We start from the raw sequence: 18,675 nt of genomic DNA on the forward strand, positions 1-18,675 counted from the left end.
CTAGGATCCATGCGGCCTCCAAACCGCCCCTTTGTACAAGCTGCGTACTTAATGTCGTAAACACCTCCCAGCCACAGAGACTAGCTCACTTTTTCTTGTTGCTGCGTGGTCTAAATCGACTCGCTTTTTAACTTCTCGTGCGTCCATGCCGAGGAAGTCCCAACAGGACTCAAGGCTAGCCGTAAGATTTGCCCGACGCTAATAGATCCACCTAGGATCGTGCAGGAACTACTCTCATCTCATCAATTCTCAAAAGGGAAGTCAGAAGCATGTCAATGTCTTTGCGCGCTATCGCTCGTAATTTGAGCTAGCACTGGCATTTCCTCCGCATGCTTGGCACGGGTTGATTAATCGTGTCCGACCGACCTCGATCAAAGCAGCCAACCTTATTGCAGCGCAGGAATTAAGATCCCCTCTTCGCTTGGCCACGCACCTGCTTCCACCGCACGCCATACAACTTCACTCACATCGTGCGTGATCGCACTGGAGCCACGTGCAACATTGGCAATCATCAACATAGTCAAGCATGGGTCTTCTTCTGGAGGTACACACAAGCGATATCTTCGACCGGATTCGGTTCTGACAATCCTCCGAGTAAGATCGATCGCACTAAGTGAGGTTGTGACTCGAAATGACCCAGAGTCCAGTTGTGCAGCAATGCGCAGCAATCCAGAGCTAAGTTGCAGGATGCGCCAGTGGTACAGGTCAACTTCGGCCTGCGACTCAACACTTGGTGCTTGACGGCAGTTGCTAACGTAAATCAGCATGATGGCCTCCATGGCGCAACAGAAACGTACTCCCCCCAAGCAGCCTAAAGCAATGTGCTTGGCAATGCCAATCGATTGCTATCTCTCAGAGAATTTCTGCTGACCGCCTAGTACCGAGCAGCTCTCTGTAACAGTAGGCGCGGATCACAAGAAAAGTGGTTACGTGTACCGAGAGCGTGGGCCAGATGATCAATGTTGCAAGTTAAGGTTGCACTCGTAGTGATTGGTCAATCTTGGCCTTTGCAGGGAGTCTCAGTGCTGCTAATAGCATGCCGACCGCCAAGCTTTCTTCGCTGGTAACTTCAGGCTGATAGCAGTAGTTCTCCACCGACCGCTTTGTGGCCCCTCGTTGTCCGGCAGTAAATTCAACGATAGATCATCACAGAGAGCATTGTTGGCGAACGCAACAACGCGCGCACAGATTGGGTGTCAATGTCGTGGGCATTGAATCTGATACAGACCTGAGGTGCTGCCCCCCTTTTTGGCAACACGCCAACTATGAGGTGCTTAGTTCGACCCCGAGCCATTGCCTTCAGCTAGCTGTAATCTCACGCTTCAGTTATTGTTACAAAAAGTACCTGCAAATGATGGGGGGGGAAATGCACATCGAATTCGTTGAGATCGCGAATTTCAGGAAACTATTGTCCGCTCGCGTAGATCTGTCGCCGAAGACGACGCTGTTCGTTGGCGCAAACAACAGCGGAAAGACCTCAGCCATGTTGACGCTGCGGCGCTTCCTAACGCCGCGTCGCTGCCCGTTCGAAATCCATGACTTCACGTTGTGTCACTTAAAGGCGCTTGTAGACATCGGCGAAGCATGGGTTCAAGCGCACCAAACGGATGCCGCGGCGGATATCTCCTTGACTCCCTGGATTCAGGTGCTTCCTACTCTGGATCTATGGCTACAGGTCAAGGAAGACGAGGTTCACCGGGTTCGGGATTTGATCCCTCTCATGGAATGGACTGGCGGACGGCTGGGAGTCCGGCTGCGCTACGAGCCCAAAGACCTCAATGCACTTTTTAAGGAATTCATCATTGCGGTCACCGAGGCCAACGCCATGCGCGCAGCAGCTGCAGCGGCCGCAGCTGCAAAGGGCGCTGAAGCCAAGTTGACCGTATGGCCTGAAACACTGGTCGACTTCCTCACCAAGCGATTGAGCTCGATGTTCACGATTCGGGCGTATCCGCTGGATCCCGCACTACTGGCATCTCCTGAGAAGCTAAGGGCCTTGCCGCAGGTGCTTCCTGCTTCGGCGTTGCCGATTGAAGGCGATCCGCTCAGCAACCTCATCAAAGTGCATGACATTCCCGCTCAGCGTGGATTTGGTGAGAGCGCGAGTAACGTTGAAAACGAAGAGTTGCAGGTCTCTGCCGGTGGAACACGGCTATCGGAACAGCTCAGAAGCTACTACGCCAAGCATCTGGATCCAGCCAAGGGGCCGGATCCCATGGACCTGGAGGCTCTCCAGGCCATGGAGGCTGCAGAAGGCGCATTTGACCTGAAGCTGACGGAGAGTTTCAGTGAATGTTTCAACGAAGTCGCCGGCCTCGGTTACCCAGGAGTCAGCGACCCGCGGCCACGCGTATCCACGCGCCTGCGTGCGATTGATGGACTCAACCACAGCGCGGCGGTCAATTTCGAGGTCGATGTGGTTTCGGATGCGGGCGCGGTCATGCCCCTCTTGTTGCTGCCGGAGGGTAGTAACGGACTGGGCTACCAGAATCTCATCTCGATGATCTTTCGGCTGATGAGCTTCCGCGATGCCTGGATGCGTGTCGGCAAAGCATCCAAAGGCGCTGAGGCTGCGAGCATTGAACCGCTTCACCTAGTGCTTGTGGAGGAGCCTGAAGCCCACTTGCATGCGCAGGTGCAGCAAGTATTCATCAAGAAGGCATATGAGGTGCTGCGCAGGCACCCAGAGCTGGGAGAAAGCGACACACTGCGCACGCAGTTGATTGTTAGCACGCACTCGAGCCACGTTGTGCACGAGACGCCTTTCGCGGGCCTGCGATATTTCCGGAGGTTGCCCGCCGGCATGGTTGCCAAAGTGCCGGTGTCAACGGTGGTCAACCTATCGCAGGTTTTCGGGGAAGGCACAGAGACCGAACGCTTCGTCACCCGCTATTTACGTGCGCAACACGCCGACCTATTCTTCGCCGACGCAGCAATCCTCGTCGAGGGGCCCGCTGAACGAATGCTCGTCCCCAACTTCATCCGGGCTCACTACAAGGTGCTGCATCAGAGCTATGTCACCTTACTGGAGATTGGCGGTAGCCACGCCCATCGTCTGCGCCCGTTGATTGATCATCTTGGTCTGTTGACGCTGATTGTTACCGACCTGGATAGCCTGACGGGGACGGGTGGTTCATCAGTTCAACCCGCTTTGGGCGCAGGCCAGAAAACCAACAACGCCACTCTCAAAACCTGGGTGCCAGCTCTGGACGATGTAGACGATCTCATGGCCGCGACTCCTGCCGCCAAGACGTTCATGGATACCAGCGACACGCTGTTCGCAGTGCGCGCGGCGTACCAGATACCCGTTGAGGTCACAATGCCAGGTGCCGCAGCCAAGGAAACCGCCTATCCCTACACGTTTGAGGACGCACTCGTGTTCGAAAACGTGGACTTCTTCGCAGCGTTTGCAGGACCGGGATTGAGCGCCAAGTTTCGAGATGCAATCGCCATGGGCGGCGGAGCGACCACAATTGGTGCCAGCATGTACACCGCGCTCAAAAACGGCAAGAAGGCAGAGTTCGCGCTCGACGTATTGATGGCGGACAACTTCAACGACTTGAAGGTGCCACGGTACATTGCCGAGGGTCTGGAGTGGCTATTGGAACAGATGAAGAAGAAGCAGGTAGAAATCTTAACGACGACTCCGGCCACGGCTGTTTCAGGAATCACTGCAGCAGGCACAATGCCGGAGGACACGCCATGACGGACGTCGACGATCAATTTGATGCCGAGGCCGATGCAACGATCATTGAATGTCTTAACCTGGCCGAGCCGAGAAGCTTCTTCCTGTACGCAGGTGCAGGCTCCGGAAAGACGCGGTCGTTGGTAAATGCCGTCCGAAAGACGATAGATGGCGAGCACGGCCGGCTACTGACCCTGACCGGAAAAAAAATTGGCGTAATCACCTACACCAACGCAGCCTGCGACGAAATCAAGCAACGTCTCGAGTTCGACCCTCGAGTTGAGGTCATGACGATCCACGCCTTCTCATGGTCGCTGATCGAGGGATTCAACGCAGACATTCGTCAGTGGGTCGCGAGGAACCTTGAAGAGGAGATCGTTGAGCTCGAGGAGCAGCACAGGAACGGGCGCCCCAACACGAAAGCGGGTATTGAACGGCTTCGATCCATGGAGAGTAAACGTCGCCGCTTGGCACGTCTGGATTCCATTGTCAAGTTCATCTACAGTCCGACCAGCGACAACCGTACGCGAGACTCTCTGAACCACTCGGAGGTCATTCTCATGACCGCCGCTTTCCTGACTAGCAAACCGGGACTGAGGCGGATGTTGGTCAGCCGGTGTCCGGTGCTGCTCATTGATGAGAGCCAGGACACGAACAAGTCGCTCATGGACGCGTTCCTGCATTTAGAGGAAGAGTTTCAGGGCAGGTTCAGCTTGGGACTTTTTGGCGACATGATGCAACGGATCTACTCTGACGGGAAAGAGCAGCTGGACAAGGCCATCCCGGCCAGGTGGGCCATGCCTCGCAAGCGGATGAACCACCGGTGCCCGTCCCGCGTCATCGAGGTCATTAACAACATCCGCCGCGATGTCGATGGCGAGGAACAAGTGCCACGCAGCAACGCTAAAAAGGGCGTGGTTCGGGTCTTCATCGCGACCCAAGCAAGCGTCGATCCCTTCGCCATCGAAGCGGCGGTGCGCCGGCGCATGGCGACGATTGCCGACGATCCTGCTTGGCAGAACTCAAGCACGGTAAAGACACTCGCCCTCGAGCATCTGATGTCTGCGCGGCGATTTGGCTTCGTGGGTTTCTTCGAGCCACTTTGGGGCATCGAAAACCTCAGGACGAGTCTGCTCCAGGGCACCGGTGCAGGTCTTGGATTCTTCATCCGGGATGTGTTGCCGCTGGTCAAGGCGCTTCGCGCCAACGACCGGTTCGGGGCCACGGCTATTATCAAAGCGTCATCGCCGCTTCTAGATCGTGTCGCACTTCAAGAAGCCGGATCGAATCAGGTCGCGCAACTCGGCAGAGCCAAGGCAGCGTGCGACGGACTTCTGGCGCTGATCCAGGAACAGCCGAAGGTTAGTGCGCAAGCAGTGCTTGAGTTTGTTGCGCATACGGGACTGTTCACCATCCCAGACACGCTGGCTCCGTTCGTTCCTGGTAGCGTGGAAGCAGCGACCCACGACAATGCAGCACAGGACAACCAAGAGGATCAGCCCGAGGACCAAGAAGTCGAAGACGCTAGCCCTCAGTTGAGCGCATGGAGCAAGGCACTTGAAGCCCCACTTAGCCAGATCGAACTATACGATATGTACGTGCAAGGACAGTCCCAGTTCGGGACGCACCAGGGCGTCAAGGGGCTGGAATTCTCTCGCGTGCTTGTCGTGATTAATGACGATGAGGCTCGCGGCTTCCTTTTTGCATATGACAAGTTTTTCGGTGCCAAGGAAAAGTCAAAAGCGGATCATGAAAACGAGGCCGCTGGTCGAGATAGCAGCACGGACCGTACACGCCGTTTGTTCTATGTGACCTGCAGCCGAGCAGAGCAAAGCTTGGCCATCGTCTACTACTCGCCGAATCCGGAGCTGGCGCGCAACGCCATCCTCCAGTATGGTTGGTTCGAACAAGGCGAGGTTGAGCTGATCAACTGAAACGACGCACATTTAGTTGTGCGGCCATTTCACGGCTGATGTTGTAGGACTCTGAGAGTTCCCTGTGGCCAACTTGGAGGCGTGAATTGTTAAGGGGATGCGGACAAAAACTTGGACTACCAGGAGGTAGTTCATGTACTCATACGCAGACAGGATTCGTGCAGTTGAGCTTTATATCAAGCTTGGCTTGCGTGTCAGAGCCACGATTCGCCAGTTGGGATACCCAACCAAGAACGCATTGAAAGGCTGGTATCAGCACTACCTGAAGCATCAGGATTTGCCAGTAAGCCAAGCACCAAGAGCACCGAAATATTCGCTACAGCAAAGACAGGTGGCGGTTGCTCATTACCTCGCCCACGATCGCTGTATTGCCGCCACGATGAGGGTTTTGGGTTACCCGGGTCGAGGAACGTTGACTGCGTGGGTTCGGCAAGACTGCCCTGAGATCAGTAAATCGATGGTCGGCAGGTCTTGGCCGACTACAAAGCCTGATGCTTTGATGTGTGAGGGCGTGGTGCAACTGTGTGCCCGCCAATCAAGTGCACAGGAGATTGCAGACAAGTTAGGGGTATGCCGGGGAACCTTGTACAACTGGAAAAATCAGTTGCTTGGCCCTTGTGCCCCCACCTCGATGAAACACAGTCCAAAGCGATCGCCTGTGTTGGATGCAGCAGCGCTCAGGCGCCAAGTTGAATCATTGCGCCAGGATGTTCGGCGGCTGAAGATAGAGCGGGAGCTTCTCAAACAGGCCCATGAAATCTTAAAAAATGGGTCCGACATTGACCTGCATAGGCTGGCAAACAAAGATAAGGCTGTGCTGGTTGAAGCGTTGCACGGGCAGTATGAATTGCCAGAACTGCTTTCTCTTGTTGGCCTTGCTAGAAGCTCGTATTTTTACCATCGTGCCCGGCTGAAGCTGGCTGACAAATACGTTGATTTACGCCGAAGCATCACAGAGATCTTCGACAACAACTACCGTTGCTATGGATATCGCAGGGTGCAGGCATCCCTGCTCAAGGAGTGCACGGGCATCTCAGAGAAGGTGGTTCGCCGGCTGATGAAGCAGGAGGGGTTGATCGTGGCCAAGCCCAAACGCCGCAGATATAACTCATACCTTGGAGAGATAGGTGCTGCCCCGCAAAACCTCATCAATCGAGACTTCCATGCCGCTGCGCCCAATGAGAAGTGGCTCACCGACATTACTGAATTCCAGATTCCTGCTGGCAAGGTCTACCTGTCGCCAGTCATTGATTGCTTTGACGGGCTGGTGGTGAGCTGGTCGATTGGGACTCATCCCAACGCAAATCTCGTCAACACAATGCTGGATGCGGCCATTGATGCTGTTCAAGGCAGCGAGAGCCGCCCTGTGATTCATTCTGATCGTGGAGCTCACTACCGATGGCCAGGCTGGCTCTCGAGGGTCCATGATGCAAAGTTGGTTCGCTCGATGTCTCGCAAAGGGTGCTCGCCAGACAATGCTGCATGCGAAGGCTTCTTTGGAAGGCTAAAGATGGAGCTGTTCTATCCCTGCAACTGGCAATCAACAACGATTGAGCAGTTCATTGAAGCTGTCGATACTTATATTCGTTGGTACAACGAAAAACGTATCAAGGTATCTCTGGGACGTTTAAGTCCTGTGGAATACCGGCACAAGCTTGGCCTAGCCGCATAAAACCAGTCCAAGTTTTTATCCGCACCTCCAACCGGGGGCTAGTGGGTCACTTCTGGGTGGAAATCAACACAGACCTCCTTTGAAGCCGATCTTCACTTCTTATACGGCTGCAAAGAACCTTCCCCCTCAAAAAAATGAAAAAAAATTCCAACTTGCAGAAAATACAGGTGCGATAGCCACGCTCAAGGCCTATGCGCATGAAATGATGAAAATGCGCGACAACGCTTCAGTCATGACGTGAAGCCTTTATCAACAATGGGTAACGCACCTATTAATTTACCCACCGCCATCACAGAGACAACCAATATTCCAAGCTCCTTAACGAAGTGAAAGGCTTCTTCGATCAAGAGCGCAAGCGATCTTATTCAAGAGTAAATCCCCAAAAAATACCATTTATCACCTGAAATTCTATGGTATTCGTCAGAAAATTTCCGCGGTCGTTTTCCCTCCTAGTCCACGAGACCACTAGAATTACTTACTCCCAGTAAAACTGGAAAAATATTATACAACTCGATTATTAATCATGAAATTTGACAAAATTAATTATATATAGCCTTACCAAACACAAAGAATATTGCTTACAGCCAAGCAAAAAATTTCACTAGTTAATTTACTATCAATCCAGAACCGACCATCGCTCAACAGAGCAACTCTAAACCAAGAATATTAAATAGCTTTCCGGTGGAGGTCATACACTAAAACTCGATGAACACCACCGTGTCGATCAAATTTCTTATGATGCAGACTTATAATTACTTTTTATTCTGCAGGATTGGAAAATGTCATATTTGGAATCATACAAATTAGACCTAACATTAAGCAATCCTAGAATTGAATGGAAATAGTTATCGTGACTTATTTTTGTATTGACATCTACCATATCAACACAGCTTTCCTGTTCAAAATTTTCACGTGAAAATGAATTAGAAAACCAAACGATCCAAGGAATCCTTTTCTGAGCATCAGGTGCCAAACTATAAGGTAGACCATGGAGGTATATATTATTTTCTCCCAAAGACTCCCCATGGTCTGAGACATACATCATTGCAGTTGGCAGATCTGGATATGTCTCCTTAATCCAATCAATCGCCTTCGAAATGAAATAATCAGTCTCTCTTATGCTGTTGTCATATGCATTAACTACTTGGTCTCGACTGCAGGTTTGCAGAGCTGAAGAGTCACACTCTGGGAAGTAAGTTTTTCTATCTGGTGAAGAACGCTTGTAATAGGCTGGGCCATGGCTTCCCATTTGGTGGACTAGAACAACGGTTCCTTTAGCTTTACCAAGCTTCGGTAAGCTTTCAATTTTCCTTTGGAGACTCTTCAATACTGCTGCATCAAAGCAACCATCATCTCTGCAGTTGATGTCACCCTTGATTATCTCTTGATTTTCAGTAGGTATTCTCGCACATACCCCCTTGCACCCTGATTGATTGTCAACCCAAAGAACATTCAGACCTGCCTTTTTTAGAACATCTAATAAGTTCTCGTAATTTTCTCGTCGATCAAAAAAATCCTCCCTCGATAAGTGTGAAAACATGCACGGCAATGACTCTGCAGTGCTCGTTCCACAAGCCCAGGCATTTTTAAACGACAAGATGTCTTTTCGACTTGATAGTAAAGGTGTGGTATCTCTTGAATAGCCATTCAACCCCAAATGATCTGAACGAGTTGTTTCTCCGACTACTAGAAATACTATAGGGTCTATAGCCCCTTCAATGTATGCTCCTTCTCCTATTTTTACCAAATCGTTAGATTTCCTCTTCTGGGACTCGTCAACTTTTTTGAAAACTGCATATAGTCCATTGTATGGGTTAATCAAATATCGAATCTCTTTATGGTTCCTCATGGTTGAGGAGAACGCTTGAAACGAAATGATTAGGCTTACCACTGCTATTGAAATCCCCAGGAGAGCAAGCATCAAACGTTGCAATATCAGTTTGCCCAAAGTAGATTTTGAGAGATTTTTGCGCCATATAAACCACAATGGCGGTAACGACAGCAGCAAGATCACGAAAATCATCTGCAAGTTAATTAGATCCGAAGCTTCTTTGAAGTCTGTTTGAAGCACATTAGTTATCATATTGGAATCAATAACAATCCCGTATGCTTGCATGAAATAGGCACCTGAAGCCGAACTGACTACAAAGATGCTGGCAATTGGCCTCAAAAGCCGCCCCCATCCCAAAACAGAAATCGAAAAAATATTCACACCAATCAATATAAGAACAAAAGATATTATTAAACTTATATTCGACTCTCCATCTATTTTAGATATCTTCAGCCAAAGATAATAATTAGAAAAAATAGCAATCCATATACTAACTCCAATAATCATGCGTGTTGATTGCATGCCACTAGAGCGCAGTAATTCACTTATTTTATTTAAAGTCTTCATTTTACGAAAAGAATTTAATCAAGATATATTCAGCTTCTCAATGAACCTATTTCTTGAATTTACGAAAGCCCACAATCCTAGAGATTAAATCTGATCTGCACGATGACATTCCGATTACATTTTTGTCATTTTTTGAGCGAAAAAAAGGCGTGGATCGTGTTACCACGAATCCACGCCAAGAAAATATTACTTATTACCCAGCCATTGCTTGGTTACGAGCATCACGCTGCGAAGGGGTTTCTTTTGTCAGCTCATCAATGACTTGTTGACGAGTCTTCTCGGGACCTGTGCTCTTAACAGCAGGGTAATTTCCTGCGCGCATCCGAGCATCCCCACCATCGCGCACTGCATTCGCTGCTTCTGCACGGACTTGGTCACGAGTTTGAGCGCTCTTGAAATGTTCAGGGTATGCTTTTACACCGGCCTCGTTATTTGTAGGGTGCCAGTACGTATCTGCGGCTGCGACGCCAGGCATTGCCAGAACAGTTGCCATTGCGGCTGCGGCGGTGAGAGATGCAAAAATATTACGGCGAGCCATTTAATACTCCTTAAGTGAATTGATTTTCTTCTCCATCTAAGAAAGTCGTCTATTCAGAGAAGATGGCTTAAGTGTAGAAAATACCTACCGACAGATTGCCAACAGGAATGTGACAATGTTGTCATATTAAGTATTGTTACAAGAAAAAAGCCATGGCCTTAGAGGCCATGGCTTTCACGAGGTGAATTGAATTACTTGTATCAGGCTGGCTTTTCCTCAGTAGACGCTAACACCTGCCCATCTTCAGTCTCGGAGAGATCCTTGCGGTGTATCAAGCTATAGAGCAAGGGCAACACGAGAAGGGTCAGCAAAGTCGACGACAAGATCCCACCGATCACCACTGTGGCCAAGGGGCGCTGAACTTCTGCTCCTGTGCCCGTTGCAATGGCCATCGGAACAAAGCCTAGCGATGCAACCAACGCGGTCATCAGAACAGGCCGCAGTCGGGTCAAAGCACCTTCAGTGACTGCTTCATACAGGCGTTTGCCTTCTTCACGCAGCGATCGGATGTAGGCAATCATCACCAAGCCATTGAGCACTGCCACACCTGACAGTGCGATAAACCCGATCGCTGCCGAAATGGATAAAGGAATACCGCGCATCCAGAGCGCCAAGATGCCACCTGTCAGTGCAAACGGAATGCCTGTGAACACGATGAGACCATCACGCACATTGCCGAACATTGCAAACAGCAAGACGAAGACCATCAGCAAAGCTGCCGGCACCACAATCGTCAAGCGCTTTCTAGCCGACTCGAGATTCTCGAACGTTCCGCCCCAGCGGGTCCAGTAGCCTGCAGGCAGTTGCAGTGATTCGAGGCGTTGTTGAGCTTCTGTGACGAACGAGCCAATATCCCGTCCACGCACATTGGCACTGACAACGATTCGACGCTTACCGTCCTCTCTGCTGACCTGGTTAGGGCCTGGTGCGATATCAAAACTAGCCACGGCCGAAAGCGGAACAAAACCAAGTCGGCCATCCGTACCGCGCGGAAGCGCGATAGGTAGGCGTCCTATCGCTTCCATGTCATTGCGCACTTCGTCCGGCAAGCGAACCTGAATGTCGAATCGCTTGTCACCTTCGAAAACTGTGCCGGCTTCACGACCGCCCAGTGCCGTACTGATGGTGTCTTGCACATCACCCATGTTCAAACCATAGCGCGAGGCCTTCTCACGGTCGATTTTCACGGTGAGCATTGGCAAGCCTGTGGTCTGTTCGACCTTGACTTCAGAGGCTCCAGAAATTTGCTGCAACATGCCTGCGACGGCTTGTGCGTTCTTCTCCAGCACGGTCATGTCGTCGCCAAAAATCTTTACAGCGACATCACTACGCACACCCGATATCAACTCATTGAAGCGCAGCTGAATGGGTTGAGAGAACTCGAAATTGTTGCCTGGAACTCGATCTGCGGCTGCCTGAATTGCTGCCAGCAAATCGTCTCGTGTACGTGCCGGATCCGGCCATTCGGACTGCGGCTTAAGCATGATGTAGCCGTCCGAGATGTTCGGAGGCATCGGGTCAGAGGCAATCTCCGCGGTACCTGTACGAGCAAATACCCTGTCGATCTCAGGAAACTCTTTCTTCAAGGTTTTCTCGATCTGCATTTGCATCTCAAGGGACTGGGTCAGGCTGGTTCCTGGAATCCGCAGAGCCTGAATGGCGAAGTCGCCCTCGTTGAGGTTTGGTGCAAATTCACTACCAAGACGCGTTGCCAGCAGCAGGCTTAGCACCACCGCCACACCAGCTGCAGTCAGAACAACTGCAGGAGCTCTCATGACGCGATGAAGGGCTGGTGCATAAACGCGACGTGCCCAAACCATGAGGCGATTTTCCTTCTCCGCAACCTTGTTGCCCATGAAAAGAGCAATCGCCGCAGGAATGAAGGTAATGGACAGCATCATTGCGCCTGCAAGCGCGATCACCACAGTCAGCGCCATGGGATGGAACATCTTGCCCTCTACACCCGTGAGCGCAAAGATTGGCAAATAGACCACCATAATGATCAATTGTCCAAACAACAATGGCCGACGCGCTTCCTTGGCTGCAGCAAATACTTCGTGGAAGCGTTCACTGCGCGTCAAAGAGCGTCCGCGCGCTTCTTGCGCGTGGGCAAGACGACGCACGCAGTTCTCCACAATGACCACCGCGCCATCAATGATGATGCCGAAGTCAAGAGCGCCCAGACTCATCAGGTTGGCACTGACTTTGTATTGCACCATGCCAGTGAAGGTGAACAGCATGGACAACGGAATGATCAGCGCTGTAATCAGGGCCGCGCGGAGGTTGCCCAGGAAGAGGAAGAGGATGACAACAACTAGAGCCGCACCTTCCACCAAATTCTTCTTGACCGTTGCGATGGCTTTGTCGACGAGGTTTGTGCGATCGTAGACCGTGATCGCTTTCACGCCTTCAGGAAGACTGCGGTTAATCTGCTCCATACGTGCAGCCACAGCCTGCGAGACCACACGGCTGTTCTCCCCGATCAGCATGAAGACCGTGCCAAGCACGACCTCTCGACCGTTATCCGTGGCAGCTCCAGTGCGAAGCTCACGACCCAAGCCAACCTCTGCCAAATCACGAATACGTATGGGCTGGCCTTGAGCTGAACCCACGATCACTTCTCGAATGTCAGCAATACCAGAGACTTGACCCGGGGCGCGGATCAAATACTGTTCACCTTGACGCTCAATGTATCCAGCTCCCACATTGGTATTGTTGCGTTCCAATGCAGCAACCAGGTCAGCAAGAGTGAAACCGTAGGACGCCAGCTGTTCTGGGCGCGGCGAAACCAGATACTCTTTCGCGAAGCCGCCAATAGAGTTGATTTCAGTGACACCAGGCACATTACGCAGTTGCGGTTTGATCACCCAGTCCTGTATCTCGCGCAGATCCATAGGTGTGTAAGGCGTTCCATCTGCCTTCTTTGCACCATCCTCGGCCTCAACGGTCCAAAGATAGATCTCACCCAAACCTGTAGAGATAGGTCCCAGCGTGGGAGTGACACCAGCGGGAAGATTGTCACGGGCCTGTTGGATGCGTTCGTTGACTAACTGGCGAGCAAAGTAGATGTCAGTGCCATCTTTAAACACTACTGTCACTTGCGACAGGCCGTAGCGCGACAGCGAGCGAGTCTGTTCCAGATTGGGCAGGCCGGCCATCACCGTTTCAATTGGGTAAGTGACTCGCTGCTCGGTCTCAAGCGGCGAGTAGCCGCTTGCCTGCGTATTGATCTGTACCTGAACATTGGTAATGTCAGGTACAGCATCAATAGCAAGGCGTTGATAGTTGTATACGCCAAGAGCCGCTAGGGCCAGAACGGCAACCATGACCAGCCAGCGCTGCTCAATGGCAAATCGGATAATTCGTTCGAACATTTGCAGCCCTTGCTTAGTGTGCGTGCTCGGCTGTAGCCTTGCCCAGTTCGGCCTTAAGCATGAAGCTGCCTTCAGTCACATAAGACTGGCCGGACTTCAGCCCTTCAAGAATTTCTGTTGTCTGGGGGTCCGAGCGACCAACGCGTACGGGCTGAGCTCGGAAGCCCCCCTTGACGGGCACAAACACAACACTGTTTTGGCCGTCCAGACGCTGGATAGCACTGGAAGCTACCGCCACTGGCACTTGTTGCGAAGAGGCCGTCAACTCCACATTGACGAATAGACCTGGGCGCCACGCACCTTCAGGATTCTCTAGAGTGATTCGAGCAGGAGCGGTACGTGTTTCCTGGCCAATCAGAGCACCCACGTAAGCAACCACCCCAGTCGCAGACGACGAGAATGCTGTCGCCTTGACAGTTGCTTTTTCCCCTACCTTCACAGCGGGCAAGTCAGATGCTGCAACCCTCATTTCAGCCCAAACGGAGCGTAAGTCTGAGATTGTGAAAACTTGAGTAGTGTCCTGAACGGCTTCGCCGGCAGCAATATGTTTCTCGACGATCACTCCATCAAAGGGTGCTCGTAACTCAAATCGGTTTAGCGCACCACTGCCACCTCCTGCGCCGTTAGCCGCCAATTTCTGTTGAGCATTTGAAACGGCAATTTCTGCCTCGCGCAGTGTCTGCCGAGCCTGCAAGTAATCCTGTTCAGCCGATACCTTCTCCTCCCACAGCTTTTGCTCTCTGGCATAGCTTGTACGCGCCAGTGCTAAGCGTTGGCTAGCGGCTTGAAGTTCACTTCGTTGCTCAGAAACAGCCGCACTGCTCAACACAGCCAGCAACTGCCCCTTCTTTACAACCTGCCCGAGATTGGCGGGTACCGAGTCGACGACGCCAGGGACTCGAGGGACAACGTGAGCCGTTTTGTCTTCGTTGAAGCGTATTTCCCCCGGAAGTTGCAGTACTGAGCGAACAGTTGCAGAGCCGACCTCTGCGGTTCGAATGCCTGCAGCCTGCATACGCTGCGAATCCATTTGGATTAGACCTTCATCGTCATCATGAGCACCTTCGGCGCTTTTCTTCTCTGCAGACTTGGCTCCGTCCTTTTGCTCTTTTTCATCATGGTGCTCACCATCTGCATGTCCTTTTTCATCTTTGTGATCACCGCTTTGCTTCTCGCCGTGATGTTCTGTGTCTGCGTGGCTAGCGGCTTCTGAGTGCCCCTGACCTCCGGCACCTTTAGCGCTGCTGCTATCTGGACCACTGCGAAGAATTAGTGCAGCAGAAAGAGCGCCAACTACTAGGATTGCAGCAATTGCAATCTGAGTACGCCGAGTCCCAAATGGAGATGGTTTTGTATCGTTCATGTTGATGATCTGTGCAAAAAACTTACTCGTCTGTTGTGCCCAACAAGCGTTCGATATCGGCCGAAGCACGATGTGTGGCCATTAACTGGTCCAGGTATTGATTACGTACATCAAACAAAGAGCGTTGCGCGTCAAGCACGTCCAGATAACCGAATTTCCCTAGCGCAAATCCTTTGCTTGCCGCCTCATAGGCGACTTGTGCAGTCGGCAGCACGCGTTCAGACAGTTGGATAGCTTGTTTACGACTTGCCTCTAGCGTCTCTCGCGCCGCATAAAGTTGAGACTGAAGTTCCAACCGGGTAGCTAGCAAGCGCTCTTCAGCTTGGTCAGCCAGGCGGAGGGCTTGCAACTGATTTCCTCGATTGGTATCGAGCACAGGCAAAGGAATGGAGACGCCGACTACGAGTTGATTGCCGGTCTCTTGAGCGCGCTTCATACCTAGACTCACCGTTGGGTCAGGAATTCGCTTTGCGCGCTCCAGATCTGCGGTCGCCCGGCTCTGTTCAACAGTGAAGCGAGCTTGCTGAATGGATGGCGACTGCTCCAAGCGGCTTTGAAGAACCCCAATTTCCGGAACAGTAGGCAACGCGTCAAGTTTGCCTTGCGCATCACCAAATACAGGGCCTCCCTCTCCTATAAGGGCCTGTAATTGTTGACGAGCCACTCGTTTTGCGGCCTGAGCTTGGGCTTGCTCCAGCTCTGCACTGGACTCAGCTACGCTGGCCCGGTTGGCCTCTAGGGGCGCTGCCTTGCCCGCTGCTACACGCTTCGATGCAGCCTCACGCGCGCTTCGAGCGATGTCAAGAGTTTGTCCTGCGAGGACTTCACGCTGCTGTGCGACTAACAACCCAAAGAATGCGAGTCGGACATCTGCGACAAGATTAGCTTTGGCGGCATCCAGCTCCGCCTCAGCCACATCTCGGCCACGTGCTGCAGCACGCATGCGCGCATCGCGCTTGCCGCCGATTTCCAGCATTTGGGTCCATTGAACCGTCGTGGTACGTTTATCTCTGCTCGTATCTTCTTGTGAATACGAGAGCGCAGGGTTAGGCCTCGCCTTACTTTGCAGAACGGCTCCATCGCTTGCCTCAAGACCGCGCTGGGCAGCTCGTAAACGAGGGTGTTGGTCGATAGCGCGTGCTACTGCAGTGTCCAGAGTCAGTGGTGCCAGAGACGCCTTATTGGCAGGATTGTCCTGCGCTATGCCTGCCACGCCAGCTAAAGCCAAACTGGTGAACAACAACGCATGACGCAACGCACTAGCTGCTCGGCCAGCACGATGAGACGACGAAGAAATCATTGTTAAAACTCCTACCCGTGCAATCCAAAGTCAGCCGGGCGTTACATTGCCCAGGTGAGGAATAGAAAGCGGGTGGGCGCTGCCACTCTAATAAAGTGCTCCCCTCACCATCGTGACAGCCGGATGACAAATTTGTCATTTTCAAAATGCGTGCGCCTATCTCAGAATAGTCAGCATGAAAATCCTGGTTGTAGAAGATGAGATCAAGCTCGCCGATTACCTAAACAAGGGTCTGGCGGAGGAGGGCTTCACTGTGGATGTCGCCCATAACGGTATTGACGGTCTGCACCTGGCCAGTGAAATGGACTATGACCTGATCGTGCTTGACGGCATGCTTCCGGGCATCGATGGCCTAGCCGTGCTAGCTGCGCTGAGGCAAACGAAACAAACACCTGTACTGATGTTGACTGCCCGCGGCCAGGTTGAGGATCGCGTCAAGGGACTGCAGTGTGGCGCCGATGACTATCTCGTGAAGCCATTTGCATTTTCTGAACTAGTCGCACGCCTGCATGTTCTATTACGGCGCAGTGGCCCCAGCGTTGCCCAAGCCGCCCCCGAAGCGACGACTCTGCGCTTAGCTGACTTAGAGTTAGACCTAATTCGTCGTAGGGCCACGCGGGCGGGCCAGAGAATCGAGCTCACGGCCAAAGAGTTCAATTTGCTTAGCCTTCTATTACGCCGCCAAGGGGAAGTGTTAACACGAACAGAGTTGGCATCTCAGGTTTGGGATATGAATTTCGACAGTGAAACCAACGTGGTAGAGGTCGCTATCCGACGCCTGCGGCTAAAGCTTGATCAGCCTTTTGAGCAACATCTCCTCCACACCGTCCGTGGCATGGGCTATGTGCTCGAATCTCGCACAACATGAGCAAGACCGCTGCACCACATTTAGCTCGACGTTTAGCCCGCGCCTTAGCACTGCAAACCATTGTTGGCCTCGGTTTTGTATGCATTGCTGTCTATTTCGTGATCTCCGTCACGCTGTCGGAACGTCAGCAAGACACCTTAGATCACAAGAAAACAGCAATCGAGCACCTGTTAAGCGAGAGCCGAGGGGTTCACTCCCCGGAGGCCTTGAACCACATGCTTAACGACTTCGTCACGGGGCATGACGAACTGTCTTTACGCCTGGTGCCAACCTCCGGTAAAAGCGCATTTGAACTTTTGCGCCAACCTGAAGATGACGACCGGGTTGCAGTTCGCAAATTTTCAGTGGAAGTTCCGACAGTTAACGACGGCCTGCAGCCAATGCAAGCGGTCCTGTTGCTAGACCGTAGACCAGATGACCGACTGCTTAATCGTCTGGCCTGGACCCTGGGCATTGCCGCCGTGGCGGGTGCATTGCTGGTCTCATTTGCGAGCACATGGCTTGTTCGCATAGGACTCAAGCCTTTACGCCTACTGGTGGATCAAACGCGAAGCCTTTCTGCGCAAGACTTGCATCGCCGTTTAGATGATAGCCATCAACCTCAAGAATTAAGACCATTGATCGCACAGTTCAATGCATTGCTTGACCGACTGGCCATCGCCTATCAACAAATGGAGGCGTTCAATGCTGACGTGGCACACGAACTAAACACACCGTTGACCACCTTGATCAGTAGTTGCGAGTTGGCGCTTCGTAAACCGCGTAGTGCTGTTGAACTACAGGACATCTTGGCCTCCAACCTAGAGGATCTACAGCGCATGGCCGGAATCGTGGCTGACATGCTGTTTCTGTCACACGCAGACCGCGGTACTGAAGCGCGGCGATCCGCCAAAGTGAGTCTTGCAGAGCTTGCCTCAGAAGTGGCCGAGTTCCATGAGGCAGTGCTTCAAGAAGCGCACCTTCAAGTTCTAATCGATGGAGATGCAAGTGTTGCTGTGGATGCGCGTTTGGTTCGCCGTGCACTATCCAATCTTTTAGGCAACGCTTCACGCTATGCAGAACCCGGATCAACGATCACTATCGAGATCTCCCAAAGCGTAGTGGAGACACCCGATGGCAAACGTGACAACGTTAGCATTGCGGTGATCAACCGAGGAGCGGAGATCGATCCCATCCATCTGCCACGCCTGTTTGATCGGTTCTATCGTGCTGATGCGTCCCGCGCACATGCAAATCTCAATCACGGCTTAGGACTGGCCATCGTTGCGGCTATAGCGCGGATGCACGGCGGTACCGCTTTCGCGACATCCTCAAGCGGGATCACCAAAATTGGGATTTCATTACCTGCCTTACCTAAGGCAACGCCACACATCTTTGAATCTCAAACGTGAGATTCCAACTTGGATCGACCTGAGTTTCATAGCTAGTTCAGAGCCTCCTCGTTCCATCAGGAGTCCTTATGAGCTGCCAACGTTACCTCGAAGAACTCGAGAATGAAGCAGCCAGGCAAATCCTGGAGCACGACTGTTGATTGGGGATGCGG

General features: G+C 52.2%; 12 protein-coding genes. 6 read left to right on the forward strand and 6 right to left on the reverse strand.

Annotation, left to right across the window (positions count from 1 at the left end):
- Positions 1-386: 386 nt before the first annotated feature.
- Complete coding sequence (locus CSE6_RS25340) at positions 387-767, reverse strand: hypothetical protein (protein ID WP_152668668.1); 381 nt, start codon at positions 765-767, stop codon at positions 387-389.
- A 599-nt stretch (positions 768-1,366) separates the two neighbouring features.
- Between CSE6_RS25340 and CSE6_RS25345 the strand changes: the two genes are divergently transcribed.
- The 4 genes from CSE6_RS25345 (at position 1,367) to CSE6_RS26290 (ending at position 7,532) form a co-directional block, all read left to right on the forward strand.
- Positions 1,367-3,706, forward strand: coding sequence for an AAA family ATPase (locus CSE6_RS25345; protein ID WP_059441839.1), 2,340 nt, complete (start codon positions 1,367-1,369; stop codon positions 3,704-3,706).
- Positions 3,703-5,619 carry a UvrD-helicase domain-containing protein gene (locus CSE6_RS25350; protein ID WP_059441832.1) on the forward strand — a complete coding sequence of 639 codons (1,917 nt, stop codon included), beginning with the start codon at positions 3,703-3,705 and terminating at the stop codon, positions 5,617-5,619. Before CSE6_RS25345 ends, CSE6_RS25350 begins: the two co-directional genes overlap by 4 nt.
- A 133-nt stretch (positions 5,620-5,752) precedes the next feature.
- Positions 5,753-7,291 carry an IS3 family transposase gene (locus CSE6_RS25355; protein ID WP_059441833.1) on the forward strand — a complete coding sequence of 513 codons (1,539 nt, stop codon included), beginning with the start codon at positions 5,753-5,755 and terminating at the stop codon, positions 7,289-7,291.
- Positions 7,292-7,370: 79 nt separating this feature from the next.
- Positions 7,371-7,532, forward strand: a complete 162-nt coding sequence (locus CSE6_RS26290) for a hypothetical protein (RefSeq protein WP_187427621.1) — start codon at positions 7,371-7,373, stop codon at positions 7,530-7,532.
- 492 nt (positions 7,533-8,024) lie between these two features.
- Here CSE6_RS26290 and CSE6_RS25360 read toward each other — a convergent pair whose 3' ends face one another.
- The 5 genes from CSE6_RS25360 to CSE6_RS25380 all read right to left on the reverse strand — a co-directional run bounded on the left by CSE6_RS25360 (position 8,025) and on the right by CSE6_RS25380 (position 16,264).
- Positions 8,025-9,689, reverse strand: a complete 1,665-nt coding sequence (locus CSE6_RS25360) for a phosphoethanolamine transferase (protein ID WP_083994834.1) — start codon at positions 9,687-9,689, stop codon at positions 8,025-8,027.
- Positions 9,690-9,882: 193 nt separating this feature from the next.
- Positions 9,883-10,227, reverse strand: coding sequence for a DUF4148 domain-containing protein (locus CSE6_RS25365; RefSeq protein WP_080944584.1), 345 nt, complete (start codon positions 10,225-10,227; stop codon positions 9,883-9,885).
- A 200-nt stretch (positions 10,228-10,427) separates the two neighbouring features.
- A complete protein-coding gene (locus CSE6_RS25370; protein WP_059441835.1) occupies positions 10,428-13,601 on the reverse strand; it encodes an efflux RND transporter permease subunit in 3,174 nt (1,057 codons plus the stop codon).
- Between the two features lie 13 nt (positions 13,602-13,614).
- Positions 13,615-14,964: an efflux RND transporter periplasmic adaptor subunit gene (locus CSE6_RS25375; RefSeq protein ID WP_059441836.1), complete on the reverse strand. Its 1,350-nt coding sequence runs from the start codon at positions 14,962-14,964 to the stop codon at positions 13,615-13,617.
- A gap of 22 nt (positions 14,965-14,986) precedes the next feature.
- On the reverse strand, positions 14,987-16,264 hold the full coding sequence (locus tag CSE6_RS25380) for a TolC family protein (RefSeq protein WP_059441837.1): 1,278 nt from the start codon (positions 16,262-16,264) through the stop codon (positions 14,987-14,989).
- Positions 16,265-16,439: 175 nt separating this feature from the next.
- Here CSE6_RS25380 and CSE6_RS25385 point away from each other — a divergent pair, with 175 nt between their 5' ends.
- Positions 16,440-17,132 carry a heavy metal response regulator transcription factor gene (locus CSE6_RS25385; RefSeq protein WP_003062499.1) on the forward strand — a complete coding sequence of 231 codons (693 nt, stop codon included), beginning with the start codon at positions 16,440-16,442 and terminating at the stop codon, positions 17,130-17,132.
- A complete protein-coding gene (locus tag CSE6_RS25390) occupies positions 17,129-18,523 on the forward strand; it encodes a heavy metal sensor histidine kinase (protein ID WP_059441838.1) in 1,395 nt (464 codons plus the stop codon). Before CSE6_RS25385 ends, CSE6_RS25390 begins: the two co-directional genes overlap by 4 nt.
- The last annotated feature ends 152 nt before the right edge of the window (positions 18,524-18,675 follow it).

Source organism: Comamonas sp. E6 (assembly GCF_001010305.1).
In the GTDB taxonomy this organism is placed as follows: Bacteria; Pseudomonadota; Gammaproteobacteria; order Burkholderiales; family Burkholderiaceae_C; genus Comamonas; species Comamonas thiooxydans.